The sequence below is a fragment of the Rheinheimera mangrovi genome, from assembly GCF_003990335.1.
GTDB classification, from domain to species: Bacteria; Pseudomonadota; Gammaproteobacteria; order Enterobacterales; family Alteromonadaceae; genus Pararheinheimera; species Pararheinheimera mangrovi.
Genome location: NZ_CP034683.1, coordinates 3699888 through 3726213, shown reverse-complemented (window position 1 = coordinate 3726213; position 26326 = coordinate 3699888). Strand labels below are relative to the sequence as shown.

23 protein-coding genes are annotated in these 26326 nt (G+C 47.1%); 8 read left to right on the top strand and 15 right to left on the bottom strand.

Annotated elements, in window-relative coordinates:
- Positions 1-48: 48 nt before the first annotated feature.
- The gene (locus EK374_RS16900) at positions 49-492 is read left to right on the top strand and encodes an anti-virulence regulator CigR family protein (RefSeq protein ID WP_127025718.1); all 444 of its coding nucleotides are present in this window, start codon (positions 49-51) and stop codon (positions 490-492) included.
- A 63-nt stretch (positions 493-555) separates the two neighbouring features.
- Here EK374_RS16900 and EK374_RS16895 read toward each other — a convergent pair whose 3' ends face one another.
- The 6 genes from EK374_RS16895 to EK374_RS16875 are packed head-to-tail and all read right to left on the bottom strand — an operon-like array spanning position 556 to position 4535.
- The gene (locus tag EK374_RS16895; RefSeq protein ID WP_127025717.1) at positions 556-2040 is read right to left on the bottom strand and encodes an NAD-dependent succinate-semialdehyde dehydrogenase; all 1485 of its coding nucleotides are present in this window, start codon (positions 2038-2040) and stop codon (positions 556-558) included.
- A 52-nt stretch (positions 2041-2092) separates the two neighbouring features.
- Positions 2093-3079 carry an RNA polymerase sigma factor gene (locus EK374_RS16890; RefSeq protein ID WP_206099229.1) on the bottom strand — a complete coding sequence of 329 codons (987 nt, stop codon included), beginning with the start codon at positions 3077-3079 and terminating at the stop codon, positions 2093-2095.
- Positions 2992-3339, bottom strand: coding sequence for a sigma factor (locus EK374_RS20800; protein WP_206099228.1), 348 nt, complete (start codon positions 3337-3339; stop codon positions 2992-2994). Before EK374_RS20800 ends, EK374_RS16890 begins: the two co-directional genes overlap by 88 nt.
- 4 nt (positions 3340-3343) lie before the next feature.
- Complete coding sequence (locus tag EK374_RS16885) at positions 3344-3751, bottom strand: YciI family protein (protein ID WP_127025716.1); 408 nt, start codon at positions 3749-3751, stop codon at positions 3344-3346.
- A 1-nt stretch (position 3752) separates the two neighbouring features.
- Entirely contained in the window at positions 3753-4097 is a 345-nt protein-coding gene (locus EK374_RS16880; protein ID WP_127025715.1) for a YciI family protein, read from the bottom strand.
- 9 nt (positions 4098-4106) lie between these two features.
- The gene (locus tag EK374_RS16875; RefSeq protein WP_127025714.1) at positions 4107-4535 is read right to left on the bottom strand and encodes a YybH family protein; all 429 of its coding nucleotides are present in this window, start codon (positions 4533-4535) and stop codon (positions 4107-4109) included.
- A 181-nt stretch (positions 4536-4716) separates the two neighbouring features.
- On the opposite strand from EK374_RS16875, the gene EK374_RS16870 reads away from it, so the two are divergent.
- Positions 4717-5727, top strand: coding sequence for a sensor domain-containing diguanylate cyclase (locus EK374_RS16870; protein WP_127025713.1), 1011 nt, complete (start codon positions 4717-4719; stop codon positions 5725-5727).
- Here EK374_RS16870 and EK374_RS16865 read toward each other — a convergent pair.
- From EK374_RS16865 to EK374_RS16835, 7 genes are all read right to left on the bottom strand, one after another.
- Entirely contained in the window at positions 5724-6737 is a 1014-nt protein-coding gene (locus tag EK374_RS16865) for an alpha/beta hydrolase family protein (RefSeq protein WP_164731901.1), read from the bottom strand. The two genes, EK374_RS16870 and EK374_RS16865, sit on opposite strands and share 4 nt — an antisense overlap.
- 135 nt (positions 6738-6872) lie before the next feature.
- A complete protein-coding gene (locus EK374_RS16860) occupies positions 6873-7331 on the bottom strand; it encodes a hypothetical protein (RefSeq protein WP_127025711.1) in 459 nt (152 codons plus the stop codon).
- Complete coding sequence (locus tag EK374_RS16855) at positions 7331-8482, bottom strand: PepSY-associated TM helix domain-containing protein (protein ID WP_127025710.1); 1152 nt, start codon at positions 8480-8482, stop codon at positions 7331-7333. Before EK374_RS16855 ends, EK374_RS16860 begins: the two co-directional genes overlap by 1 nt.
- Positions 8483-8597: 115 nt before the next feature.
- Positions 8598-9515 (bottom strand): subclass B3 metallo-beta-lactamase, encoded by a 918-nt coding sequence (bla, locus tag EK374_RS16850; protein WP_127025709.1) that lies wholly within the window; start codon positions 9513-9515, stop codon positions 8598-8600.
- Positions 9516-9746: 231 nt separating this feature from the next.
- Positions 9747-11171 carry an efflux transporter outer membrane subunit gene (locus EK374_RS16845; protein ID WP_127025708.1) on the bottom strand — a complete coding sequence of 475 codons (1425 nt, stop codon included), beginning with the start codon at positions 11169-11171 and terminating at the stop codon, positions 9747-9749.
- Positions 11164-14337 carry an efflux RND transporter permease subunit gene (locus EK374_RS16840; RefSeq protein ID WP_127025707.1) on the bottom strand — a complete coding sequence of 1058 codons (3174 nt, stop codon included), beginning with the start codon at positions 14335-14337 and terminating at the stop codon, positions 11164-11166. The genes EK374_RS16845 and EK374_RS16840 overlap by 8 nt, the downstream gene beginning before the upstream one ends.
- A gap of 9 nt (positions 14338-14346) precedes the next feature.
- The gene (locus EK374_RS16835; RefSeq protein ID WP_127025706.1) at positions 14347-15606 is read right to left on the bottom strand and encodes an efflux RND transporter periplasmic adaptor subunit; all 1260 of its coding nucleotides are present in this window, start codon (positions 15604-15606) and stop codon (positions 14347-14349) included.
- A gap of 467 nt (positions 15607-16073) precedes the next feature.
- Between EK374_RS16835 and EK374_RS16830 the strand changes: the two genes are divergently transcribed.
- The 4 genes from EK374_RS16830 (at position 16074) to EK374_RS16815 (ending at position 20731) form a co-directional block, all read left to right on the top strand.
- Positions 16074-16703: a TetR/AcrR family transcriptional regulator gene (locus EK374_RS16830; RefSeq protein ID WP_127025705.1), complete on the top strand. Its 630-nt coding sequence runs from the start codon at positions 16074-16076 to the stop codon at positions 16701-16703.
- Positions 16704-16843: 140 nt separating this feature from the next.
- Positions 16844-17779, top strand: a complete 936-nt coding sequence (locus EK374_RS16825) for a GGDEF domain-containing protein (protein WP_127025704.1) — start codon at positions 16844-16846, stop codon at positions 17777-17779.
- Between the two features lie 116 nt (positions 17780-17895).
- Positions 17896-19626, top strand: a complete 1731-nt coding sequence (locus EK374_RS16820) for a phosphoethanolamine transferase (protein ID WP_127025703.1) — start codon at positions 17896-17898, stop codon at positions 19624-19626.
- A 199-nt stretch (positions 19627-19825) separates the two neighbouring features.
- Positions 19826-20731 carry a porin gene (locus tag EK374_RS16815; RefSeq protein WP_127025702.1) on the top strand — a complete coding sequence of 302 codons (906 nt, stop codon included), beginning with the start codon at positions 19826-19828 and terminating at the stop codon, positions 20729-20731.
- A 156-nt stretch (positions 20732-20887) separates the two neighbouring features.
- Here EK374_RS16815 and EK374_RS16810 read toward each other — a convergent pair whose 3' ends face one another.
- Complete coding sequence (locus EK374_RS16810) at positions 20888-21298, bottom strand: DUF4440 domain-containing protein (RefSeq protein WP_127025701.1); 411 nt, start codon at positions 21296-21298, stop codon at positions 20888-20890.
- Between the two features lie 72 nt (positions 21299-21370).
- Here EK374_RS16810 and soxR point away from each other — a divergent pair, with 72 nt between their 5' ends.
- On the top strand, positions 21371-21877 hold the full coding sequence (soxR, locus tag EK374_RS16805) for a redox-sensitive transcriptional activator SoxR (protein ID WP_127025700.1): 507 nt from the start codon (positions 21371-21373) through the stop codon (positions 21875-21877).
- Between the two features lie 225 nt (positions 21878-22102).
- Complete coding sequence (locus tag EK374_RS16800) at positions 22103-23578, top strand: SulP family inorganic anion transporter (protein WP_127025699.1); 1476 nt, start codon at positions 22103-22105, stop codon at positions 23576-23578.
- A gap of 61 nt (positions 23579-23639) precedes the next feature.
- Here the strand turns inward: EK374_RS16800 and EK374_RS16795 are convergent, their stop codons facing one another.
- A complete protein-coding gene (locus EK374_RS16795; RefSeq protein ID WP_127025698.1) occupies positions 23640-26276 on the bottom strand; it encodes a TonB-dependent receptor domain-containing protein in 2637 nt (878 codons plus the stop codon).
- Between the last annotated feature and the right edge of the window lie 50 nt (positions 26277-26326).

Below are 26326 nucleotides of genomic sequence, written 5' to 3'. Positions count from 1 at the left end.
GTTTTGTTGGCTATGCTAAAGCACAACTGGATAGCGAGGCTAAACAATATGAATGCACGAACTAGATTGTGGGTGGCTTTAATTGCCCCCTTATTAACGCAGCACGTGATGGCGGCTGACGATGACAAAGGCCATGAACATAAAAGCAAAGCGGCGGAAAAGCATGTAAAACATCAGGGCAAACAGAAGGTCACTGAACTAAATCCTGCTCATATAACCGTCAGTGCAGGTATTAGTGTGACGGATGCACGCGCCCTGGCAAAACGATATAAGCTGACTGGCCAGAGTGCGTTGCCACCAGGTATCCGTAAAAATCTGGTCAGGGGTAAAGCATTGCCACCAGGTATTGTGAACAAATCTGTGCCTGCGGCTATGCTGGCTGAATTACCGCAACATCAGGGGTATGAATGGCAAGTGGTTGGCACTGATGTGGTATTAGTGTCTATCGCTACAGCAGTGATCACTGACGTACTGATTGATGTATTAAACTGATTTAAACCAAAGCCCGGTATCACAACCGGGCTTTTGACTTTATGCACTCAACTCACTATGCACTCAGCCCAATCCCCCCAAACACAGATACTTTAATTCAGTAAAATCATCCAAACCATAACTGGATCCTTCGCGGCCCAAACCTGATTCTTTCACACCACCAAAAGGTGCGGCTGCATTAGAGATTAAACCTTCGTTGATACCTACCATGCCGTAGTCCAGGGCTTTGGCGACACGAAAAATCCGGCCTATATCGCGACTGTAAAAATAGCTGGCAAGGCCTGTTGGCGTATTGTTGGAGAGCTCTATCGCTTCCTGCTCGGTATCAAACAGACTAATACAAAGCACAGGGCCAAAAATTTCGGTCTGACTGATTTGCATATCGGCAGTGACGTCCGTGACTATGGTTGGCTGGAAAAACAACGGCCCTAAGTCGGCATCTATCGCGCCACCTAACAGCAGTTCAGCGCCTTGATCCAGCGCTTGATCCAGCAAGCGGGTAATTTTATCGACGGCGGCCTGATTAATCAGCGGGCCTATCTGGCAACCTGCTTCCAAACCAGAAGCCAGCTTTAGTGGCGCAGTGGCTTTAATTAACTGGGCTAAAAAGGCATCGTACACAGGGCGCTGCACAAACACCCTATTGACACACACACAAGTTTGACCGGCATTACGGAATTTGGCGGCCAGTAAACCCTGCACAGCAGCAGGCAGATCGGCATCATCAAACACAATAAAGGGCGCGTTTCCTCCCAGTTCCATTGAGACTTTTTTTACGGTAGACGCACACTGCGCCAACAAGGTTTTGCCGACAGGGGTGGAGCCGGTAAAACTGAATTTTGCCACACGGCTGTCTTTGGTCAGTACCTGACCTATAGCTTTGGCATCTGTACCTGTAACTACATTAAACACACCTGCCGGAATACCAGAACGGGTCGCGAGTTCTGCCAAGGCCAAAGCCGATAAAGGCGTCAGCTCCGAAGGTTTAACCACAAAAGTACAACCAGCGGCCAAAGCCGCAGCGGCTTTACGTAAAATCATCGCATTCGGGAAATTCCATGGCGTAATAGCGGCTACTACTCCAATGGCTTGTTTTAGCACCAGTATTTGCTGATTTGCTTTAGCTGCAGGAATAATATCGCCATTCATACGCTTGGCTTCTTCAGCAAACCAACTGACATAAGAGGCGCCGTAGGCTATTTCACCTGCTGCTTCGTCTAAGGGTTTACCTTGCTCCAAAGTTAAAATACGGGCTAAGTCTTGCTGATGCTCCAGCATCAACTGACTCCAGCGCATAAGTTTGGCAGCACGTTCAGCCGCAGTAAGACCAGACCAGCCTGGAAAAGCCGCAGCAGCCGCTGTGATTGCTTGTTCAGCTTCTGTGCTTCCTGCTTCAGCCACTAACGCCAGCAAGCTGCCATCAGCAGGGTTATGCACAGCAAAATGACCACTGCGGCCACTTTGGAATTGTCCGGCTATATAACTGCTGTGATGCACCAAAGCGCTGTCTTTAAGCAGAGCGAAAACACTATTTGTTTGGTTTGTCATGGGCTTAGCTCCGGAGTTTGTCTGATTTTGCCAGTGTAGCCTGAATTAACAGTTAACCCAATGTTCCTAACTGCTTTTGCAAAAACCGCTGCTCGGCCTGTTGGCTGGTCTTACTTAATGCGTTTTGATAATAGAGCTTTGCCTGTTGGTTGTGGCCGAGTTTTTGGTGCAGGTCTGCTAAAGCTGCGTCGAGCAGGTGGTACTGCGCCAGTTCGCCACTTTGTTGCAGTGCCAGTAAGAGCGGTAATGCCGCCGCCGGGCCTTGTGCCATGCTGATGGCTACAGCGCGGTTTAACAGCACCACAGGCGAGGCTTCAAAGCGATACAACAGATCATACAAAGCCACAATTTGTGGCCAGTCGGTGCTTGCTGCATCTGGGCTTTCGGCGTGAAGCGCGGCAATAGCTGCCTGCAGGCCATAAGGGCCAATACGGCGGCCTGTTAAAGAGCGTTCGACCAGTTGAACCCCTTGTTGGATCAACGCCTGATCCCACAAGCTTCTGTCCTGATCGGCCAGTAAAATCAGGTCGCCCTGTTGATCGATGCGGGCAAAACGCCTTGATTCCTGCAATAACAACAAGGCCAGTAAACCCATAGTTTCAGTGTCGGGTTGTAATTCCAGCAATAAATAACCAAGCCGTATCGCCTGAGCACAAAGCTCAGCGCATAGCAGCTGGTCACCTGAACTTTGGCTGTACCCTTCGTTAAACAGCAGGTAAATGACCTTAAGCACAGCATCCAGCCGCTCTGGTAATTGTTCTGCAGTGGGAATTTCATAAGGAATGGCTGCGTCACGGATTTTGTTTTTTGCCCTGACTATCCGCTGGGCTATGGTGACTGGGCTGGTTAAAAAAGCTTTGGCAATTTGTTCTGTGGTTAAACCGCAAATTTCCCGCAGGGTTAAGGCAATTTGAGCTTCGGTAGACAAAGCCGGGTGACAGCAGGTAAATATCAGTCGCAGCTCATCGTCCTGCCAGCTTTGATCATTTGCTGCATCGGCCTGAAAAGCTTCGCTGTCTTCATCTTGTTCTGACGCCACTGCTGCTGATATTTACGCTGGGTTTGCTGCTGACGCATTTTATCTATGGCTTTAAAGCGTCCTGTCGAGACCAGCCAGGCTCTGGGTTGTTCAGGTAACCCGTCGACTGGCCATTGCTGTAAAGCACAGGCAAAGGCATCCTGCAGGGCTTCTTCGGCCAGTTCAAAATCACCCAATAGTCGGATCAGGGTGGCCAGCACCCTGCGGCTTTGTTGTTGATATAAGGCCGAAATAGTTTCGGCTGTAACTTGACTATTCAACAGCTTACGAACTTTGCATACTGGCGAAGTCAGCAGCAATTTGCTGAATATCTTCAGGAAAATCTTCCATGTCCTGAATTTGCCTTACTTCAATCACTTCGTTATCACCGGCTGGACATAAACTGGCCCAGTGAATAGCTTCGGCTTTGGAATTCACTTTAATCATCCAAAAACCACCTAATACTTCTTTGGTTTCAGTAAAAGGCCCGTCTGTGACCAGCGGCTTGCCTGCGCTGAAACTGACACGAGCTCCCATAGAAGGTGGATGCAACCCTTCACAGCTCATCAAAATACCTGCTTCCTGTAGTTTTCTGTTGTACTCCATCATCACTTCTACAGCAGCGGCTTCAGGCATAGCGCCAGGGGCTGCGCTTTCATAGCCTTTAGGGATCATCAGTAACATAAAGCGCATCTTATATCTCCAGTTGTCGTATAGGGCGAACTTCAACAGAACCAACACGAGCAGCCGGAATACCAGCGGCCAGTTGAATGGCTTCGTTTAAATCTTTGGCTTCCACCAGATAAAAACCTGCCAGCTGCTCTTTGGTTTCGGCAAAAGGGCCATCGGTTAATAAGGTTTTACCGGCACGAACCCGCACTGTGGTGGCTGTATCTATGGGTTGCAGCGCTTCAGCGGCCAGCATGCGGCCACTGTTTTGTACGCTGGCGGCGTAAGCAAAACATTCTTCATCTTTAGGGCTGTCTGGCAAGGAATGCAGCAGTTTTTCATCGCTGTAGACTAAACATAAATATTTCATGGCCGCTCCTTACGCCTCTGGTGTCAGTTCAAATAATACGGCACCGGATACCATATCAAAAGGCACAGAAAAATGGTCATGAATAATACGCCACTGGCCTTGTTGTTTTTGCCAGCCCTGGGTTAACCGCATCCAGCAGCCCTGAGTTTCGCCTTTTTCATTGCAGCCTTCGCAGTACAGCAACGCATGGCTAAAGGCTATCGGGTCGTTTTGCTGAATGTTTAAATTGTGAAGTTCAAACTTCGAATGACCACCGGCGCAAAATTCCATGCATTTTTGCCAGTGCCTTTGGTAGGCCGCTTTACCGCTAAACTGCAGTTGAGCAACAGCATCATAGGCAATGAGCTCATCGGCGTAAAACGCCATGATCTGCGCCATATTCTGACTGGCCACTGCACTAGCCCATTGGGTTGCTAACTGTTGAATGGATTGAGTCATGTTGTGTTCTCCTTAGGTTGCAATCACTAAGTAGTCGGGTTGGTCTGCTTGCATTCGACACCCTTGCTAAAATATTTGGTATTTATTTGCTCTGACTGGCCAAAAGCTACGTATAAAATAAACATCATGGAAGAAACAGTGCTAAAAGGGATGTTTAATCCTGCAGCAAATAAGAGCCGCTATGCCACAACGTCAAAGTTATTCCAGTGTAGCTCTTGAACAGGCTGCCCGACCTCTGCTGCAATTAGTGCAGCATTTAACAGGCCTTGATACCACGTTTTTAACCCGCATTGACTGGAAGGCTCTGACTCAGCAAGTCGTTCTGGTAGAAGGGCAGCATGGTGTGCCGCTACAAGAAGGTAGTGTGGTGAACTGGTCAGATTCGATGTGCCGTTTGTTGTTTGATACACAACGTAGCCAATCGGATGCTGTGCCAGTATTGTTCCCTGGTTCTTCTGGTGCGGCTTTGGGCATGCAGAGTTTTTTTGCCATTCCGGTTTTATCTGAAGGAAAAACCTTGGGCACTTTGTGTGGGGCCAGTACCGAAGCTGTGTTGATCACAGAGCATACGCTGAGCAGCTTAAAGCTGATTGCGGATGCCCTTGCTTATCAGATGGCGCTGGACCAACAAATGCAGTTGCAACAAAGGAAGGTTAAAGTTGCAGAAAAAACGATAGACAAGCTGTACCTGCAAGCCCAGCAAATGGAAAACTTAGCCCACACCGATGAGTTAACAGGGCTGGATAACCGCAGAGCTTTTCAAACTAAATTTGAACAATACCAGCTTCATTCAGAAGTTCAGGGCACTGCTTTAGCCTTGATGATGATTGATATCGACGAGTTTAAGCAGCTGAATGACCAGTATGGGCATGAAACCGGAGACTTAGCTTTGCAGCAACTGGGGACTGTGTTGGCAGCAGTGGCAAGGCAAAGTGATATCGCCTGTCGTTTAGGCGGTGATGAATTTGTGCTGGCTGCTGCTGATACCACAGCAGAAGGCTTACTGCATCTGGCACACCGAGTGCAGCAGCAGTTTAAACAGCAGATGCAGCAATCAGGTTTAGAAAGCAGTTTAAGTATAGGTATCGCAAGTTCAGTGGAAAGCCCGTTGGATCAGCTGTTGCAACGCGCGGATCAGGCCTTGTATAAAGCCAAAGAGCTTGGGCGGGACAGAGTCGAGATTGCTGGTTAAGGTGCTGCGACAGGTTTTTGGCTGTTGTATTGGTGCTGACGAAACCAGTGCAGCATAGCCTCACGTTCCTGCTCTTTGTAGTCTGTTAACAGGTGATCGGCATAGGTAAATTCAATCAGCTTTACCGGCCGCTTCAGCTCTGTCAGCTTAGCCGCCAGTCGTTTTGAATTATCCGGGTGCACTCTTTGATCTTCACCACCATACATTAACAGTATAGGTAAGTTGGCTGGTAACTCTTCTGCCCAATACAAGACTGAGCGTTGTTGCAATGCTTGTTGTTTGTTTTGATCATAATTGGGGATCAGGCTGCGGAAAATAATCTCCATTTCTGGCAAGCGTGGTAGTTCTGTGACTAAATCTGTTGGGGCGCCGGTAATGGCCATGGCGCGAATATCTCCACGTTGCTGTGCCGTCAGATAGCTCATCATGCCACCCCGGCTTATGCCGTATAAAAACACATTATCTGCATCTGCCTCAGGCAGATTTTTCGCCAGTTCAATCAACTGATGAATGTCATTCACATCAGCGCCGCCAAACTGATCTTTGCCATAGGTTTTTTGATCCTGCGGCACTGACCCCCGGTACTGGCTGGCCAGCACAATAAACCCTTGTTGAGCTAAAGGGCTTAGCTGACGTAATACCGAGACAAAATCCAACCGCCCTAAAGCTGAATTACCGCCTCTGTTGTAAATAATCACTGGCCATTTTTTTGATTGAGTCGCCTTAGGCTGTAGACCCCAGGCTTGCACTAAGAAATTATCGGAGTGGTATTCCAACTGAGCGCAATCCAGCTGTTGTTGAGTGTTTTCGAACTGCTGTTCTGGCAACAACCAGGGGGCAAGCCAGTGATCCAGACTGTACCAAGGCGTCTGCTGGCGGATGTCAGCGACCAGTTGTGGATAAGTGGGGTAAAGTTCAAGACAAGACTGTTGTTTGGCAAAACCAGGCCAGCTGTGGGCCATAGTCTGGCCTTGATAAGAAAACAGCAGCACTAACCAGAACAGTCTCATAGCCAACCCCGTGAACATTCGCGGTCTGAGTGTAACGCTTTAGCGGATAAATTTGTGCTTGGGATTGTAACAAAAGTTGATTGGGTTCAGAGTAAAATTAAGCTTTTAGGCTTAATTTTACTCTGAACCTTAATTTTAAGACTGTGGCCAATCCCATGCACCAACATGCACCTGACCTTGCCAGTCTTCAATGAGTAACCAGACTTTATCGCCTGCTTTAGGCATAGCTGTGGCTTTGGCGTGCACATGCTGGGCAAAAGAGCTGCCGTGCAGGATACTCAGATCGGCTTCGGCGAAGTCTTCAAGAGCAGGTTGTTCTGCCGCTATCGCCATGTAAGCCTGACGAATGTTAGCTACACAACCTTCACAAAATTGCAGGCTGAAATCTTTCACCCACTCGCCATGATGCTGGTAAGGCGCATCATTGGTCAGAGGGGTTGGAGTCACTTCAAAAGTACCAATTTTCTGAGTCGACCACGAAGGTGGAAACACCGGGCTTAAGGAGTCGTATAAAAACCAGAATGGTAAAATAAGCACTAAAGCATTGAGTTTAAACTTGTTACGTTGCCACCAATTATCTGAACGTTGTGCCATCAGGAGTTTACCTCTGAAGTTGTGTAGCTAGTTGCAGATTCTGTGCGGGCCGCTTTAATAGTGCGGCTACCCCAAATCATAAAACCTGTAATGGACATACCGGATAACAGCAAGCCAAACAGGAACCAGATTATTTTGGTCCAAATACCACCTAAAGTGCCGTAATGCAGCGGATCAGCAATATGGCTCAGTACTTCAAGCTTGCCCATTTTATCCGGGGTATGTACGTCCGTGACCTGACCTGTCCAGGGATTTACTGCGACAGAGTAGGAGTACTGATCAAAAAATATCGAATCGCCTGAACCTGAAATACGATACAAATCCCTGTTATGCTCTGGCATCATAATGTAAGCCGGCTGTAACTCAGGCAAGGTCTGTTTGGCGATGACCAGCGCATCTTCCAATGAATAAGGCGGTGTATGTTTTTGCCCTGCAGCAGGCACTTCGGCTGCCGTCAGAATTGGCGTCTCATGATAAAACTCAATATCGTTGTGCCATAAAATGGCCTGCAGCAGATACCACAATCCGGTCAGACTCATCACCACTAAAAACCAAATCGACCAGACACCAGCTAAACGGTGCAGGTCGGTCAGCAGGGTTTTCCGGCCTTGGTGCAGCCTTACTTTGGGTTGTGTAAAAGAACGCCAGAAGTTTTTATAAATAACTAAACCTGTAATTAAAGACACCAGCATCAGTATGGCCATGCCACTGACCAGGTAATAGCCAACACTGTAACTACTGTGCCAGGGGAACAATAACCAACCATGCAAGGAACGCATAAAAGTAATGAAGTTCAGGCCGTAATTTAGCTCCTGCACCTGAGCTGTGTACTGGTTCACATAAGCTATGCCAAAAGGCGCTTTGGCGGTAGAAAATACAATGGCGTTGACCAGATAAGGTTCCATCACCAGTACTGTGCCAATTTCAGCATCTGGCACTTCAGCCTTTACCGCAGCAATCAAGTCTGTGGCAGGTTTGACTGGCAGATTTTGCGGATTTTCTGCTCTGGAGTTTGGGTTAGTTAACCAGGTCAATTCATGACTGAACACCGCTATGGTGCCCGTTAAACACACAGCGCAAAAGATTAACCAGACAGGTAAACCCACCCAGCCGTGTAATAAAAACCAGAAGCGTTGTTTGAGTTTAAACACCGGAAATTCAGCCTTAAAAATAAGTTATCAAAACGGTGCCAATAATAATGCGGATAAGAATAGTTATCAATAGGAACTTAAAGTGCCTCTGTCGAAGCAGGCACAAACTCAGCCTCTAGCGAGCTGAGTTTTCGTCAGACAGACGTTTCTCCAGCGTCTTACTGGCGTTGGATGAATAGTCACGACAGCCATTGCGATTGACTAAAGGCTGGCTTGGCTCCGCACCAAGTCGTTGCCACGTCGCGCTTGCACCAGGATGAGGCGTCAGCAAAATGTCACAGGGTAACAGGCTGATTTGTTCTAGTGCAGTGCGAAACGATGCCAGATAACCCGGATGACTGTTATCGTCGCTGTAGCGGTATTCGTTGTCTGAAATAGCGGTCAGGCTGTCAATGTAGGCCATATTAAGGCATTGCTTTTCATCGCATGAAATCCAGCTCCAGCTGGTGCTGCCCGGCGTATGACCTGGTGTAGCTATTGACTGTATCTCCAGTGAGCCTGTAGTCACTTTTTGGTTATCCTGAATTGTGGTCACTTTGCTGACCGCAGCCATGGCTGGCGATTCTAAAAATTGTGGGTCGCTCCTGCTGCTTTTCCCTGTACGCATCACCAAATCGGCAGGGGCCCTGGCAAAAAGAGGGGCTTTGGTCACCTGTTGTAAATAGGCCATACCACCACTGTGGTCATGATGCTCATGCGTCATTAATAACACACGTACATCCTGCAGCTTAAAGCCAAGTGCTTCGATATTGGCTGCTACCTGAGGGGCTGCTTTTTCTGTACCACTGTCAATCAGCACATGGCCTTGTGGTGAGGTAATTAAAATAGCGCTGATGCCACAAGTGCCAACGTACCAGCTATTACCAAAAATCTGCCGTGGTGTTGCAGGATCATCCCAACCTGAATTGTCTGCACAAACAATAGGATCAATGGGCTGAGGCACAGTGGCTGTGGCGATAGGTGCGCTGAGTTGTGGTGCAGAGCACGCTGATAATGCGGAAAGAAGTGAGAGTGCCACCAGATGTTGTTTCATGGAAGTCTCCAGAATGAAGCCGTCAGGCAAGAGGCATGCCTTTGATTGCAATCAGCTTATAGCAAAGCAAATTGGAGTGACACAGCTATTTTGCTGGAGGGTAAATTGGCGAGACCTGCAATAAGGATTGTGGTCGCTGGTGAAAAAAAAGGGCGTCCGTTGGGAAATGGGACTAACCGGACGCCCAAAAGTTACTCGTTCACACAGGCAGGGAGTCTGCCTTCCACGGCTTTAGTTTTGCACTAAGGCCACTTGCTGAGCGTCTTGCTGCAGTTCTATGCCACCCGCAAAAGCCCGGTAAATAGAGACTAAACGCTGGAAGCTTTGCGCAGACAACACGGCTTGCTGATCGCGGGCTGCTAACCACTCACGTTCGGCGTCCAGCAAGTCCAGAAACTCAGTGGTGCCAGCTTCATATTGAGCGCGAGTCAGTTGCACTGCCTGTTCAGTGGCCGCCACTTGTTGTTGCGCGCTTAGCTGTTGCTCGCGGCTGGTTCTGTAACCTTGCAATGAGGTCTGCATTTGCGCCAGCGCATCAAACACCGTTTGCTGAAAGCGGGCGAAGGCCATTTGCTGCTCTGCTTCAGCGCCACGAATACGGGCCTGAATAGAGCTCAGCTCTGTCGCTTGCCAGCGTAAACTAGGCGCTATACTCCAGGCTTCATTTTGGGAACCAAGACTCAGGCCAGGGCTTGAGATAAAACCTAAAAACCCACTGACAGACACTTCCGGGTATAACTCGGCTGTAGCCACACCTATATCTGCGGTACTGGCTGCCAGTTCGCGCTCTGCTACAGCGACATCAGTTCTGAACTTTAAATAGTTATGCTGATTGGCAAAAGACAAAGGTTTGTTCAGTTCAGGCAAAGCCTCTGCTTTAGTCGCAACTACAAATTGCTCTGCAGGCTGCGCTACTAAAGCCGCTATGGTGGCGTTGGCCTGAGCTTTGGCAAACTGAAACTGCGGCAGCGAGCTTTGCAACTGATAAATCTGCGCGTCTATGCGGCTGATTTCCAGATCAGAGGCAAAACCTGCATCACGGCGCGCCAGAATAATCTGCTTGGTGCGGCGTAAATTGCCGAGGTTTTGTTCAGCCACGGCCAGGCGCAGTTCAGCGCCGCGGTAGTCGCCATAACTGGCGGCTACCTGGGCTAACAATTGCACTTTGGCTTCCTGCCATGCCAGTTCAGCACCTTGTGCTCTGGCATTGGCAGCTTCCGCAGCGCGTCGCAGTTTGCCAAACAAATCTAAATCCCAGCTCAAAGCTCCACCTAAGTTAGCCTGACGTTGAATTTGTCCTGCGTTTACTGCTGCGCTGTCTGGTACCTGATTGTTTTGCTGACTGGCGGTGATATCCACACGCGGCAGATAATCATTGTCGCTGTCTTCAAAAGCGGCATAAGCACGTTTTACGTTGGCTTCTGCTGCAGCTAATGTCTGGTTATTCTGCAGTGCTTTTTCTATCAGTTGGCTCAGCACCAGGTCATTAAATTGCTGCCACCAGCTTTGGGCTTTATCAGCTGCTTTGTATTCAGCAGGCAGTTGCACCAGGTTTGCTGTTACAGGCGCTGCATAACTTGGCCCTACCGAAGCACAACCAAATAACAGCGATGCTAAAGCCATACTGATAGCGGTTAAGCGAATAGTTTTACGCATGATGAGTGTCCTCAATTGCTGCGACAGGGGCCTGCGCCAGTTGGCGGTCACGGCGTTTAGCCAGAACGTAATAAAACAGTGGTGTTAAAATCAGTCCGAAGATTGTGACGCCAATCATACCGGCGAATACAGCTACCCCCATGGCCTGACGCATTTCCGAACCAGCTCCGCTGGAGAACACCATAGGCACCACACCCATAATAAAGGCGATGGAGGTCATTAAAATTGGACGCAGACGTAAGCGGGCTGCTTCCAGAATGGCATCCATAGTTTTCATGCCGTGGTCTTGTAGCTCTTTGGCAAATTCGACTATTAAGATGGCGTTTTTCGTCGCGAGCCCCACCAGTACTATCAAGCCTATCTGAGTGAAGATGTTGTTATCACCACCGTAGATCCAGACACCTGTCATGGCCGACAACAAGGTCATAGGCACAATCAGGATAATAGCCAGCGGTAAAGTTAAGCTTTCGTACTGAGCAGCCAGCACCATAAATACCAACAGTATTACCAGCGGGAACACTAAGAGTTCGGAATTGCCAGCCAGAATTTGCTGATAAGTCAGTTCTGTCCACTCGTAGGTCATGCCAACAGGTAAGGTTTCAGCCAGAATTTTTTCAATGGCAGCCTGAGCTTCACCAGTGCTGTAACCTGCAGCAGGGCCACCGTTAATTTCAGCTGTGGTGTAACCGTTGTAGTGCATAACGCGGTCAGGGCCAGCTGAATGTTTCACGTTGATAAAGGAACCCAACGGGATCATTTCACCGGCGTTATTGCGCACTTTCAACTGACGGATTTGTTCAGGATCCTGACGGAATTGCTCGTCCGCCTGCACATTTACCTGATAAGTCCGGCCAAACTGGTTGAAGTCGTTGACATAAGCCGAGCCCATATAGACCTGCAATGTTTGAAAAATCTCGTCCAGGTTCACGCCTTGTTGTTTGGCTTTGGTACGGTCGACCTCAAGGTCAAGCTGCGGTACGTTCACCTGATAACTGGAGAACACACCGGCCAGTTCAGGCGTTGCCCAGGCTTTTTGCATTACTTGCATAGACACAGCAGCCAGCTCTTCATAACCCAGATTAGCTCTGTCCTGAATTTGCAGACGGAAACCGCCTATTGTGCCTAAACCTTGTACTGGTGGCGGCGGGAATATAGCGATAAAAGCGTCCTGAATACCGGCAAATTTCTGGTTTAAGGCAGCAGCTATGGCATTGCCTGATAATTCTGGGGATGATCTTTTATCGAAGTCATCCAGACCCACAAAGACTATGCCTGCGCTTGGGCTGTTGGTAAAACCGTTGATCGACAAGCCAGGGAAGGAGATAGAGTTCGCCACACCCGGATGTTCAGCCGCAATACGGGACATTTCTTTAATCACAGCTTCGGTACGATCTAAAGACGATGCGTCCGGTAACTGAGCAAAGGCCACTAAATACTGCTTGTCCTGACCAGGCACATAACCTGTAGGTGTTTGCTGGAACTGCACTGCTGTTAAGCCAACTAAGCCAATGTACAGAATGCCGATAATGCCGCCAAAACGAATGACTTTACGCACCATCAGACCATAACCTTTAGAGGCTTTGCTAAACAGGCGGTTAAAAGGATCAAATAACCAGCTGCCAAAAGCTTTGTTCAGCACACGGGTTAAGCCGTCTGGTTTAGCGCCATGAGGTTTTAACAACAAAGCCGATAAAGCCGGACTTAAAGTTAAGGAGTTCAGCGCTGAGATAAAGGTAGAAATAGTGATAGTTAAGGCAAATTGCTTATAAAACTGACCTGTTAAACCTGACATAAAAGCGGTAGGAATAAATACAGCAGCCAACACCAAGGTAGTGGCAACAATTGGGCCTGTTACTTCTTTCATGGCTTTTTGAGTGGCGGCTACTGGAGATAAGCCATCTGCAATATTCCGCTCGACGTTTTCGACTACCACTATGGCGTCATCGACCACTATACCTATGGCCAAAACCAGACCGAATAAGGATAAAGCGTTCAGCGAGAAGCCCAGCATATGCATAAAGGCAAAAGTACCGACCAAAGACACAGGCACTGCCACTAAAGGAATAATAGAAGCACGCCAGGTTTGCAGGAACAGCACCACCACCAGTACTACCAGCAATATAGCTTCCAGCAGAGTTTTGACTACAGCTTCAATAGAACCGCGCACGAATACAGTCGGGTCGTAGACGATGTCGTAAGTTAATCCTTCAGGGAAACCTTTCGACAGCTCTGCCATAGTGGCACGGACATCATCAGAAATCTGGATAGCGTTTGAACCTGAAGCCTGGAAAATTGGAATAGCCACAGCATCTTTGTTATTCAGTAATGAGCGCAGCGCATAAGACTGAGCACCTAACTCCACCCGGCCTATATCACGGACACGGGTCACTTCGCCGTCTTCACCCACTTTCACTATGATGTCGGCAAATTCCTGTTCTGTGGTTAAACGGCCTTTGACGTTAATCAGGATTTGGAAATCGCTGTCACCTGCAGGCTGAGCACCTAAAGAACCGGCTGCAGCCTGTTGGTTTTGTTCACGGATAGCCGCCAATACCTGGGCTGGTGATAAACCTACGGCAGAAACTTTATTCGGGTCCAGCCAGATACGTAAGCTGTATTCACTGGCACCAAATAAACGTACTGCACCCACACCATCAATACGGGCTAATTCGTCTTTGACGTTCAGCGCCGCATAGTTCGACAAATACAACATATCGTATCTGTCATCCGGTGAGGTTAAATGCACCACCATGGTTAAATCCGGTGATGATTTTTCAGTCACTACGCCTAAACGTTGCACTTCCTGCGGCAGACGAGGTTTTGCTCTGTCGACACGACTTTGCACTTGTGTCTGAGCGCGATCAACGTCAGTACCTATAGCGAAAGTAATGGTTAAGGTCATACGGCCATCTGAAGTCGCTTGTGAAGACATATACAACATGTCTTCAACACCGTTAATTTCCTGCTCTAAAGGGGATGCGACTGTGTCCGCTATAACTTTAGGGTTAGCACCCGGATAGTTAGCTGTGACGACCACTGTAGGAGGTACCACTTCAGGATATTCAGTGATAGGCAATTGCCAGACGGCTATGGCGCCGCCGATAAAAATCAGCAGCGACAGCACAGCGGCAAAAATAGGTCTTTTGATAAAAAATTGCGATAACATATCCGTTCCTTAACCCTGGTTAGCTGCTTGTTGCACAGAAGCAGCTTGTTCTGCAGCAGCTGTCAGCTCCTGCTTACTGTCCTGCTCTAACTGCTGTTGTTCTGCTTTTAAACTGGTTAACTGCTCTGTTGTTGCCATCTCTACCAATTTAGGCTGAATGGTCATGGATGGACGAACACGTTGCAGGCCGTTTACCACGATCCGATCTGAGGCATTTAAACCAGAACTTATAATGCGTAGGCCGTTGACCTTTTCACCTAAAGTGACAGGGCGGTACTCCAGTTGGTTTTCGTTATTCACCACCAGAACAAACTTGTTATTTAAGTCTGTGCCTATGGCTTTGTCGTCGATCAAAATGCCCTGATAAGCACTGCTGCCAACCAGCTTTAAGCGGGCGAATAAACCTGGAATTAATTTGTTATCGACGTTTTCAAAGGTCGCACGGGCACGGATAGTACCGGTTTGGGCATTGATGCTGTTGTCGATAAAGTCGATGCTGCCGACATAACCAAAGTCGCTGTCACCAGCCAAAGCCATATAAACCGTGTTGTGTGCAGTGCGCTGTTCTGCTCTGTTGCCTTCAGCCGCCAGTTGCACATATTTCAGATAAGTTTGTTCGTCAGCATCAAAGTAAGCGTACATTTTGCTGGTGCTGACTAAGGTCGTCAGTTGACTGCTACCGGCCTGAACAAAGTTACCTGCTGTGATTTGTGCATAAGAAACCCGGCCTGAAATAGGGGCTTTCACCTGAGTAAAAGACAAGTCCAGTTCAGCACGTTGCAAGGCTGCTTTTACAGAAGCTACTGTGGCAGCAGATTGCAGCTTGCGGCTTAAACGGGTATCTAATACTTCTTCAGAGATAGCACGTTGTTTTTTCAATGCTGCGGCACGACGGTAATCGTTATCCGCCAGCTTTTGTGCGGTTTCAGCATTGGTTAACTCAGCTTTTAAGCGCGCGACTTCAGCAGCAAAAGGGCGTGCATCAATCTGGAACAGCAAGTCGCCTTGTTTGACTAAAGCGCCTTCAGTGAAATAGACCTGCTCGATATAACCTGACACCCTTGGTACTAAAGTGACAGTTTCCGGCGCCTGTAAACGGCCAGTGAACTCATCCCATTCAGTGATTTTTTCATGTACTACTGTTGCCACATTAATTTCAGGTGCTGCCATAGCGCCCGGTGCCGCAGCTTCCGGAGTGCCACAAGCGGATAACACTAAGGCGGCGATGCTTCCCAATACAAAGGTACGAATAGTGCTGTTGCTGCTCATGACATGTTCCTCGTTCAGTTCGATCAATAAAGAAATTTGGTTTCAACTTTTGTTGTACAAACTAGTTTCATCTGTTAGTTTTGTACTGGTCGGTAAATATATAGAAGTCCAGTTCAGAGTCAATCATTATTTTGTACCGTTCGGTAAATAATTTAGAGTCTTTTGAACTTAACAAAAAAACTTTGGTTATAAGCCGAAGTTTTATGGGCTAGCAGGAGCTACTGCGGGAAGGGCTGTTAACCTGGATACAGGATAAATCGAGCCTTGTTTTTGCTTAATATCTAAAAACCGCTTTGGATTGCCTAAAACTATTTCACAATGACAGAGTCAAAAGCAGGCCTGGCAACTGGTCTGTCAAGATAAGTTGCTATTATATACAATAATGTACCGCTTGGTAAGTATTCCTTTCTGGACATGTGCTGCCAAGCAGTTTAAGCTAGCGCATCGTTTTTAATCCGGAGTCTGAAATGTCAGCATCAGCGGTTACACCAGCGCCAACAGTGGGACGCCCGCGCGCTTTTGACATGGAAAAAGCCTTACAAAAGGCATTAGAGGTCTTCTGGCGTAAAGGTTACGAAGGTGCATCCTTACCTGATTTATGTGAAGCCATGGGCATTAACAAACCCAGCTTGTATGCCGCCTTTGGTAATAAAGAACAGTTATTTTTAAAAGCCATTGAGCTCTATGAAAACCGCCCTTGTGCGTTTTTTTATCCTGCATTGGAGCATGCAACTTCCTATGAAGTGGTGAAACATATGCTCTGTGGTGCAGCCAGTGCCAATGCTGATCCGGATAACCCGCCAGGTTGTGTCATAGTGCAGGGGGCTTTGGCTTGTAGTGAGTCTGCGGCTTTTGTGAAAGAAGCATTGATTATTAAACGCAGAGCCGGAGAAACAGCTTTGTGCGAGCGTCTGCAACGAGCTAAAAACGAGGGCGATTTACCTGAAGACTCTGATCCTGCCGCTTTAGCACGCTATATAGGTGCAGTGTTACAAGGGATGGCGATACAAGCCACCAGTGGTGCAAACTGTGCTGAATTAAAGCAGGTTGCAGAAACCGTACTTAGTGCCTGGCCTGGTAAGCGTGCTGAACTTTGATGGATGTTCGCAGATAAAAAGGACACTTGGTTGTCCTTTTTTTATTTAAACCTCTGATCAAGCTTAAGTTTACAATCTTCTCTGGCACTCTTAATTCCCTCTGCTAGTGTTTAAACACAGATGTTGCAGCAGAGGTTGGTATGTCATTCTCTCAGCTGATGTTTCAGCAAAAACTACTTGAATTTATAGCTGTCTGTAACGATGGTTACGCGATTTTAAGTGCCAACGATGAGATGCTTGGCTGCAATCAGGCTTTTGCTGATATTTTTTATCAGGACCAGCGGAATATACTGGGGATCTCCTTCGATAATCTGATGCGCTTGTCTTTTCGCGAAGGCAAAGGTGTGCGGTTTGAGGCTGACAATATTGAAGAGTGGCTGGCGCAAGCTCAGCAAAAAAGGCGACAAAACCCGTTTCGATTGTTTGAAGTGGATTTAACCGACGGCCGCTGGTTTTTAATGTCAGAGCAAATTCTTCCTTCCGGCGAAATGCTGATCCAGGCTAAAGAAATTACCAAGCAGAAGGTGTTGGAGCATCAGCTGTACAGCAAGGTTGAAAGTTTAAGTGAGTTAGCGCTGACAGACGAGCTGACCAAAGTAGCCAATCGTCGCTGTTTTGTTGATTCTGTTGAAGCTGAACTGGCGCGTTGTCAACGTACGGATCAGCCAGCGGCTTTATTACTGCTGGATTTGGACTTTTTTAAATCAGTGAATGACACCTACGGCCATCAGGCCGGCGATGAAGTGTTAAAAGCTACCGCTAACCGAATCAAAAAAGCTCTGCGTGAATACGATATTTTTGGCCGTATTGGTGGTGAAGAGTTTGCCGTGTTTTTATCTGAAACCGATCCGTCCACTGCTTTACATGTCGCGGAGCGGGTACGGGTGATTCTGGCTGATTATCCAATTAAAGCCGGCATGGCCGAGTTATGTGTGACTACATCTATCGGCATTGCCCTGACGCAGGGCGAAAGTAACTTCGAGGAGTTGTATTTACAGGCTGATTCAGCGCTGTATATGGCCAAACGTAATGGTCGCAACAGAGCCGAGTTATTTGCACTATTAACTGAGGAGTAATATTCGGACATCACTGTGCCCATGAGATTCTGTTAACAGGTCTGGTAAAAGTTACAAAATGCGCTCAGAATCCCAATTTTTCAGACCAGCTGAGTTTTGAGCCCGGAGGCTTTTTGGTGAACCAGTCGTTATTGCATTCGTTGTGTCGTGCTGTTGGGTTAGTGATCTTTGCTCTGCTGTTGTTATCTCCTGTGCTGGTGCAATGGCCAGAACAGGAGCTGGTGCCTTATCTGCAATGGAAGCTTATTGCCGCGGTTTGGTGTTACTTGCTGGTGCTTTCGCTATTCCGTTCCTTATGGCCAGGTTTGGTGTTGCTACTCCCTGCGGCTTTGCTGGTGCCGCAAGAAGTGTTTTATCTGCTGACGTATCAGAAAAATACGGATGCTCATGCCATAGCTATAGTGGCGGAAACTGATCTGAACGAAGCTTTGGGCTATTTGACTGGCATAGGTGTATTTTTAGCTTTGGCTGTTGTGGTGATTGTGGCGCTCTGGTGGTATCTGGTGCGTAATGCCTGGCAGCGAAACTGGCGCTGGGAAGGTGGAGTAAGGCCAGTGATTTGGCTGATTTGCATCGGTGTGCTGGCGAGCCTGAGCTGGAACGAATGGCAGTATCAGCAAATTAATAAAGCGAAACAGCGTGCCAACCCGGAAGAGAATATTTTTGTACAGCGGCCTTTGCCGTACAGCTATGAGAAGTTTCATGCGACTTATCCGCTGAATATGCTGCTGGCCATCAATGAATTTGTTAAGCAAAAACAAGCTGTGGCTGATGTGGCTGAAAGTACGGCTCTGTTTAAGTTTTCTGCCCGTCAGACTGATGTACCGGCGCAACGACAAATTTATGTGCTGGTGATAGGGGAAACCTTAAGACCGGACCATTTGCAGCTCAATGGTTACAACAGAGCCACTACACCCCGTTTGGCTGGTACTGAAAATGTAGTTAGTTTTACCGACATGATCAGCCCATGGGCCTGGACCCGTATGTCGGTGCCTGTGATCCTATCGCGTAAAGCGGCTACAGATCAGCGATATTTTCCGACAGAAACATCTTTGGTTGCCGCCTTTAAAGAAGCGGGATTCAGCACCAGTTGGCTTTCCACACAAAGCCCGCTCGGCGTGCATGATTCCTCTATCGCTTTGCATGCCAGTGAAGCTGATCAGGTGCAGTATTTAAACCCGGTAGGCTATAAAAAAGAGGGCTTTTACGACGACATATTATTACCTGCCTTTGAACGTGTACTGCAACAAAACCAGCAGAAGCAATTTATTGTCGTACACACTCTTGGTAGTCATTTTAGTTATGCCGATCGCTATCCGGAGGCATTTGATTTATTTACTCCGTCTGGCAAAGGCCAGCTCATCAGCATGCATGATCAAAAATCCAGAGCTTTACTGAATAATGCCTATGACAATAGCGTGGCCTACACTGACTTTGTTTTATTTAACCTGATTAAGCAGCTGGAAAAAAGTCAGAGTGTCAGCAGTTTGTTTTTTGTGTCGGATCATGGTGAGAATATTTTTGACGGCCAGTGTGCTAAGAGTGGCCACGGTCATAACACCGAGCGTGACTACAGAGTGGCTTCTATTCTCTGGACCTCCGATGCATATAATTTGCTCTACCCTCAGAAAAAAGCGCTGGCTGAACAGCGTCGTCAGCAACCTCTGATGACCAGCAGTGTGTTTCATAGTTTGCTTGACCTGGCAGGTATTCAGTATCCGGATCAAAAACTTAGTAAAAGCTGGGTGAATCCAGAGTGGCGTCCTGCCTCGAGGATACTGCAACAAGGGCTGGATTTTGATAAAGCCAGCAGAGTAGGCGAATGTCTGGAGCTTAAGGCTCCTTAATTCATGTCATAAATCTGTCATCATAAAGTCATAAAATAGACTCCGAAACGTCATGTGTCGGAAGCTTTATTGTCATATTCAATAGCTCAGCGGCAGACGATTACACAATTGATGCTGAAGCTGAGCTTTTGCATCCACCGATTATTATCCAGCTAAAAAGTAATTTTTAGCCCAAACCTCTTCATCGAGAAGGACAATCATGTTTGCAAAAGCTTTATTAAGTAGTGCATTGGCTTTAAGTTGTGTGACTACCGCCCAGGCTAAAGACTGGGAAATCTACGGAAAAATAAATGTTTCAGCGCAACAGTCTGATGAGGGCGAAGGATCGTTCGGCGAATTAAAAAGTAATGCCTCCCGCTTTGGCATCAAGGGTGACTACGGATTGGAGGAGGGGTTGACACTGATTTACCAACTGGAGTGGGAAGTTGATCCTTCGGATGAGGCTAACGAGAAAAATATTAAATCCCGTAACCAGTTTATTGGTTTGCAGGGGGTCTTTGGTACTGTAACTGCGGGCCGTCATGATACAGCGTTGAAAATGTCACAAGGCAAATTGGATTTATTTGGTGACTATGAAGCTGATATTAAAACCTTATGGAAAGGCGAAAACCGTATGAGCAATTCTATCGCTTATACCTCCCCATCTTTTCAGGGTTTTAAGCTGCTGCTGAGTCATGTGATGGAAGATGAAGCTGATGCTAAAGATGCACAGAGTTATGCTGTAGTCTACGGTGATGAAAATTTAAAAGACTCTACCTGGTATGCGTCCATTGCGATGGACAGCGAAATGAATGGCTTTGATGCCAGCCGCGCTACCGTGCAGGTGAAATTGGCAGACTTTAAATTAGGCGCCATGTTACAGCAGCAGGAAAAAGTTGATAGCGGCGAAAAGTTTGATGGTTATCTGGCCAATATTGCTTACACGCTACATCAGTGGGAACTGAAAGCTCAGTACCAGACTTTGGAAGATGACAAGGGCGTCTCGGTTGGCGCAGATTATAAATTAGGTAAAAATACCAAGTTGTTTGGCTGGTACAGTAGTTTTGATTTTGATAGTAAAGTGGACAGCGACTACCTTGCCGTGGGTATAGAGCATAAGTTCTGACTCTGATCCTCTGGCAATACAGGCAACTGGCCTTTCTTCTCCCTTTGTTTGACAAGTCACTGACAAACAAAGGGAGATAAAAAGATTCACCAAGTGGCTGACCCGAGCTGATGAAACAACACAAGCTCATTAAAAAGGTTCTGCAGCGTTTATCGATTAAAGTGTATTACCAGCGCAAATCCGCCACTGTCGTCCTTGCCGTGTCACCACATAAAGCGGAGTGCTGCACAGGCCCACTTTATGTTGTAGTCCTCTGTGTTGCCACTGCTGCTCCGCATTGATTAAAAAGGTATCCAAATCCAGTTGTTGCAGATGCAGTAACTGATATATCCAGACCCTGTCCTGATGCATATCAATCAGTTGCTGCTGATAACGTACCAGTTCTGCGTGTCCTGCCAGGCGTTGCCCCAATAAATTGACCAGTACGACCTGCTCGGTAAAACAGGACCTGAATAATGGCCAGTTACGTTGATTGATGGCGCGTTGCAAACGACTTAATAATTGCTGTGCACAGCCTTGATCAGACTGGCACCCCGATCCTATTGGATAAACCGCATGCTCCAGCATAAAAACTTCCCCTGTGAATGAAATTGCGGTTATGCTAAAACCTCAAGTTAGGTTAAGGTCAATAGTTTTTTTATGGCAGCTACAAACGAAGTCAGAGAGCAGCAAAAAAAGCCGCTGAAAACTGTGTTATCTGTTGGGGAAGTGGCGAAACGTAGTGGAGTGTCCGTGGCTACTTTGCATTTTTATGAGCAAAAAGGCCTGATCCACAGTCAACGTAATGCAGGGAATCAGCGTCGTTATTCGCGCGATGTATTACGCAGAGTTGCGATTATTAAGGTTGCGCAGCGCACCGGTATTCCGCTGGAACAAATTGGCAAAGCCTTGTCGGTTTTGCCACCAGGTCAACATGCCGACCAACAGCACTGGCAACAGATGTCGGAACAATGGAAAGCCGAGCTGGATTTGCGCATAGCTCAACTGACTGATTTAAGAGACCAATTGAGCATGTGTATCGGCTGTGGTTGTTTATCGATGACGCATTGCCCATTGCGTAATCCACAAGACAAGCTGGCAGAAAAAGGGGCAGGTGCGCATTTTTATCCACTGCCTGATGAGGTTTTACCTGAGCAACTGCCCTGACAAAAAATCCTTGCCCGGAAGATTAAGGTTCCAGCTATAAGGCTTTTGGGCTAGAATATAGCCGTTTTTTCCAGCCTCTGGCCTGCTTAGCGTAAGGAACTTTGTCGCCGATGTAGTGCTTAAACTGTTTTTCTATCGATAAAAGTGAAAACGCATTCTGGAGCGTTATAACTTTTATGCCCGAAAAAATGCGTTTATAAAGACTCGACTACAAAGGAATTCCTGATGTTTCAATCCATACGGCAGCACTGGCTGTCTAATGTTCGTGGCGATGTATTATCTGCCATAGTGGTTGCTCTGGCGCTTATTCCAGAAGCTATCGCCTTCTCTATCATTGCCGGTGTCGATCCTAAAGTTGGTTTATACGCTTCCTTTGCTATCGCTGTGATCACCGCTTTTGCCGGTGGCCGTCCTGCGATGATTTCCGCCGCTACTGGCGCTATGGCGCTGTTGATGATTACCTTGGTGAAAGAACATGGTTTGCAGTATTTACTGCTGGCTACTTTGTTAACCGGTGTGCTGCAAATTTTGTTTGGTTTATGCAAACTGGGTGAGCTGATGAGGTTTGTTTCGCGTTCAGTGGTGACAGGTTTTGTCAATGCGCTGGCTATTCTGATCTTTATGGCGCAACTGCCTGAGCTAACTAATGTCACCTGGCATGTCTACGCCATGACAGCTGCGGGCTTAGCTATTATTTATCTGTTTCCTTATGTTACAAAAACAGTGCCTTCACCTCTGGTCTGCATTGTAGTTTTAACCTCCATTGCGCTGTATTTCCAGATTGATGTTCGTACTGTGTCGGATATGGGGGCTTTGCCTGATAGCCTGCCAATCTTCTTATGGCCAGATGTGCCTCTGACGATGGATACTCTGCAAATTATTTTCCCTTATGCTTTAGGTCTGGCCTTAGTAGGTATATTAGAGTCGTTAATGACGGCCACTATTGTCGATGATATGACCGATACCAACAGCAATAAAAACCGCGAATGTATAGGGCAGGGCATTGCCAATATAGGTTCAGGTTTATTAGGCGGTATGGCGGGTTGTGCCATGATTGGCCAGTCAGTAATTAACGTCAAATCCGGTGGTCGCACCCGTTTGTCTACCTTATTGGCGGGCATCTTGCTGCTTATTTTTGCTGTGTTTCTAGGTGAATGGGTCGGCATGATCCCTATGGCTGCTTTGGTTGCGGTGATGATTATGGTATCCATTGGCACCTTTAACTGGCAGTCAGTACGGGATTTGACCACTAATCCTAAAAGCTCCAGCCTGGTGATGATTATTACTGTGCTTGTGGTAGTTTTTACTCACAATCTGGCTTATGGCGTCTTTGTGGGTGTACTGATGAGTGCGTTATTTTTTGCCAATAAAGTAGGTCAGTTACTGGCAATTCAATCTGAACTCTCTGCCGATGGCAGCAGTCGTCGTTATCTGGTGACAGGGCAGGTATTTTTTACCTCTGCTGAACCTTTTGTCGCTGCTTTTGATTTTAAGGAGCCACTTCGTGTGGTGCAGATTGATTTAACTCATGCACATTTTTGGGATATCACAGCCATAAGCTCGCTGGATAAGGTGATACTGAAATTCCGCAAAGCAGGAATAGAAGCAGAAGTGATAGGGCTGAATCAGGCCAGTGCCACTTTAGTCGACAAGTTCGCCATTCATAATAAGCCAGAAGCTATAGAACAGCTGATGCACTAATCATAGTTCATAAAAAAAGGGCCAGAACTTCAGTTCTGACCCTCTGTATAAAAACACTAACTTAGTATTTGTAGCTGAAGCTTAAACCGTAGCTTTGGCCTTCAACACGGCGTTGTAACAACTCACCTTGCTGCATAATTTCAACATCTTCATCCAGTATGTTTTTCATCGACAGCTTGACTGAAGTCGATTCAAACGGCGTGTATGAGTAGACAAAATCTAATGAGTTAAATGGCTGCTCGTAGGCATCGTCTTTGTCGTTTACACCAGCAAAGGCAATACGTTTACCGAAGACGTTGTAAGTCAGAGTCGCATTATGTTCGTCGTTATCTGAGTCAAAACCTAACTGGAAGTTGACCACATGTTTAGAGTGACCATTTAGAGGACGCTTTAAATTTGTCAGATCAGTACCAGCAAAAGGCTGAATAGTGATTTCAGATTCGCTATAGGTAAAGTTACCGGCGACAAAGAAGTTATCCAGCCAGTTATCGCCTTGCAGCACATTCAACTGTTGCAGGAACTCTGCTTCTAAACCATAAACTTCGCCTGTGTCGCCATTACGGAACGACATCAATAAGTTACCGTCTGAACCACTTAGCTCAATGGATTCAATTGGTTTGTCCAGATCTTTATAAAACACACCTACGCTGTAGTTACTTTCGTCGTAATACCACTCTAAACGAGCATCGTAACTGGTGACATCTGTACTTTGCAGACCAGAGAAACCCGTGACTTTAAAGTCGGTCAAAGGGTCGATAAAGAGCACTGGGGTGACTTCACGTAAGTCTGGGCGAACTACAGTGCTGCTGTAACCAAAACGGGCTTGCAGCTCTTCACTGACAAACCAGGTTAAAGACAACGAAGGATAGTAACCATCTTCCTGTAATGGGAATTCTTCGATATTGCCGCTGATTTCACCGTCTGCATTAAGCGGAATTGAAATCTGGCGGAAGTCTTCATAACGGACACCGAAGTTTAAACGTAGCAAATAGTCGTAGTTCATTTCCATACCAACATAAGCGGCATCAATCATTTGTGCTGCTATGTAGTCGTCGGCTTGTGTGGTGACGTTAGAGATCTGGAAACCATTGGCTGTATTCAGAATGCTTTCATCTGAAAAAATATCTGAAAACTTCTGACTCAACTGCTCCAGACTATAACCCACAGTGTTGAAGTTAAACAGGTTGGTTTCAGACTCACGGGTCCGCTCAAAATAGGAGTAACCGCCGTTCAGGCTCATCTCTGCTTTACCCAGGGTAAAAGGCAGTTTGGCATTCCAGCTACCGTTTTCAGTATCATCTTCCATTTTGCCGAAGCTGTAGTTCACAGCATTCTGGTTACGGCGCAGGAAAGAACTGTAAGAACCATCAGCCTGACGTTCGTTGACATAACGGTATTCGATTTCACCCGGTGCGTCACGTTCAGCTTTTGCATCTGTATATTGCCAGTCGATGCTGATGTCATACAACCATGGCAACATATGGCGGCCACGAATTTGGTTGCTGAACATAGAGCGCTCTTCGTAACGTAAAGAGGTATCAGTGTTGAAACGATCCTCTTCGTTGACTGTTTCTATACTGTCGCCATTTTTTACTTTGACTTCGTCTTTAGTATCCCGCAGATAAATAGACGCAGTTTCAAACCTATGATTTTCATCTAGCTCTAAACCGAAGTTCAGCATACCGGACAGTTTTACCTGGTGTTCAGTACCTTTAATATCGTCATAGATATTCAGGGGAACTAAATCGTCACCGGATACTGAAAAATAACGTTCCTGTTCTTCGATATTTTGTGTGGATCTGTCATAGCTGACACCGGCCATTACGCCAAATACCGAAGAACCAATATCAAACTTATCACCAAAAGAAACGCTGCCATCAAAATCTGGTTTGATATTTTCGCGCTGTACATCAACATCACGGTTAAAGTTTAAACCTAATTCACGCACTATAGTGGCAGCCTGAGCCAGGTTGCTCTGATTGATACCACCCAGAGCTTCAGCGATATTAATCTGGTTAATAGTACCGTACTGATCCAAGGCAGCACGCAATTCTGGTGACATGGATCTGGTACCGTCGTCGCTGCCCTTCCAGTCATCACCACCGCCGTTGTATGTGTAGGCGTCGTCGCTGTTCAGGCTGTTGTAGCCTGTGCCTACTGAGAGGTTAAAGCTGCGTTGTAACGGAATAGACGCTGTACGGATATTGACACTACCACCACCAAAAGCGGCTGGTAGTTCAGGTGAATAAGCTTTTTGTACCACTAAACTTTCAATAATACCGGCTGGGAACATATCCAAAGGGATAACGTTCCGGGTTGGATCCGGGCTTGGTACCATAGCGCCGTTTAATAAGGTACTGGAATAACGTTCCCCTAAACCACGCACATAAATAAATTTGTCTTTCACTAAAGTTAAACCTGTCACACGGCGCAGTGCTGTTGCCGCGTTACTGTCGCCAGCTCTGGAGATTTGCTCCATGCCTAATAATTCAGCGACGTAAGGCTGTTCGCGGCGTTCTGCTGCAGCGGAGGCTGCTGAGCTCATCAGGCGGCCAGAGACTTCAATACGCTCTACTTCTTTGCTGTCTTCAGTCGTAGTTTCCTGGGCTAATGCAGGCATCATGCTGGCTGTTGCGGCTAAAGCCAGCAGTACACTGCGGCCAACCTGACTGATTTTAAAACTTTGCTTGCTGCTCATTTGAACTTGGTCCTATCAGCTAATTCGTACATCAATGTGCCGGGCTTATC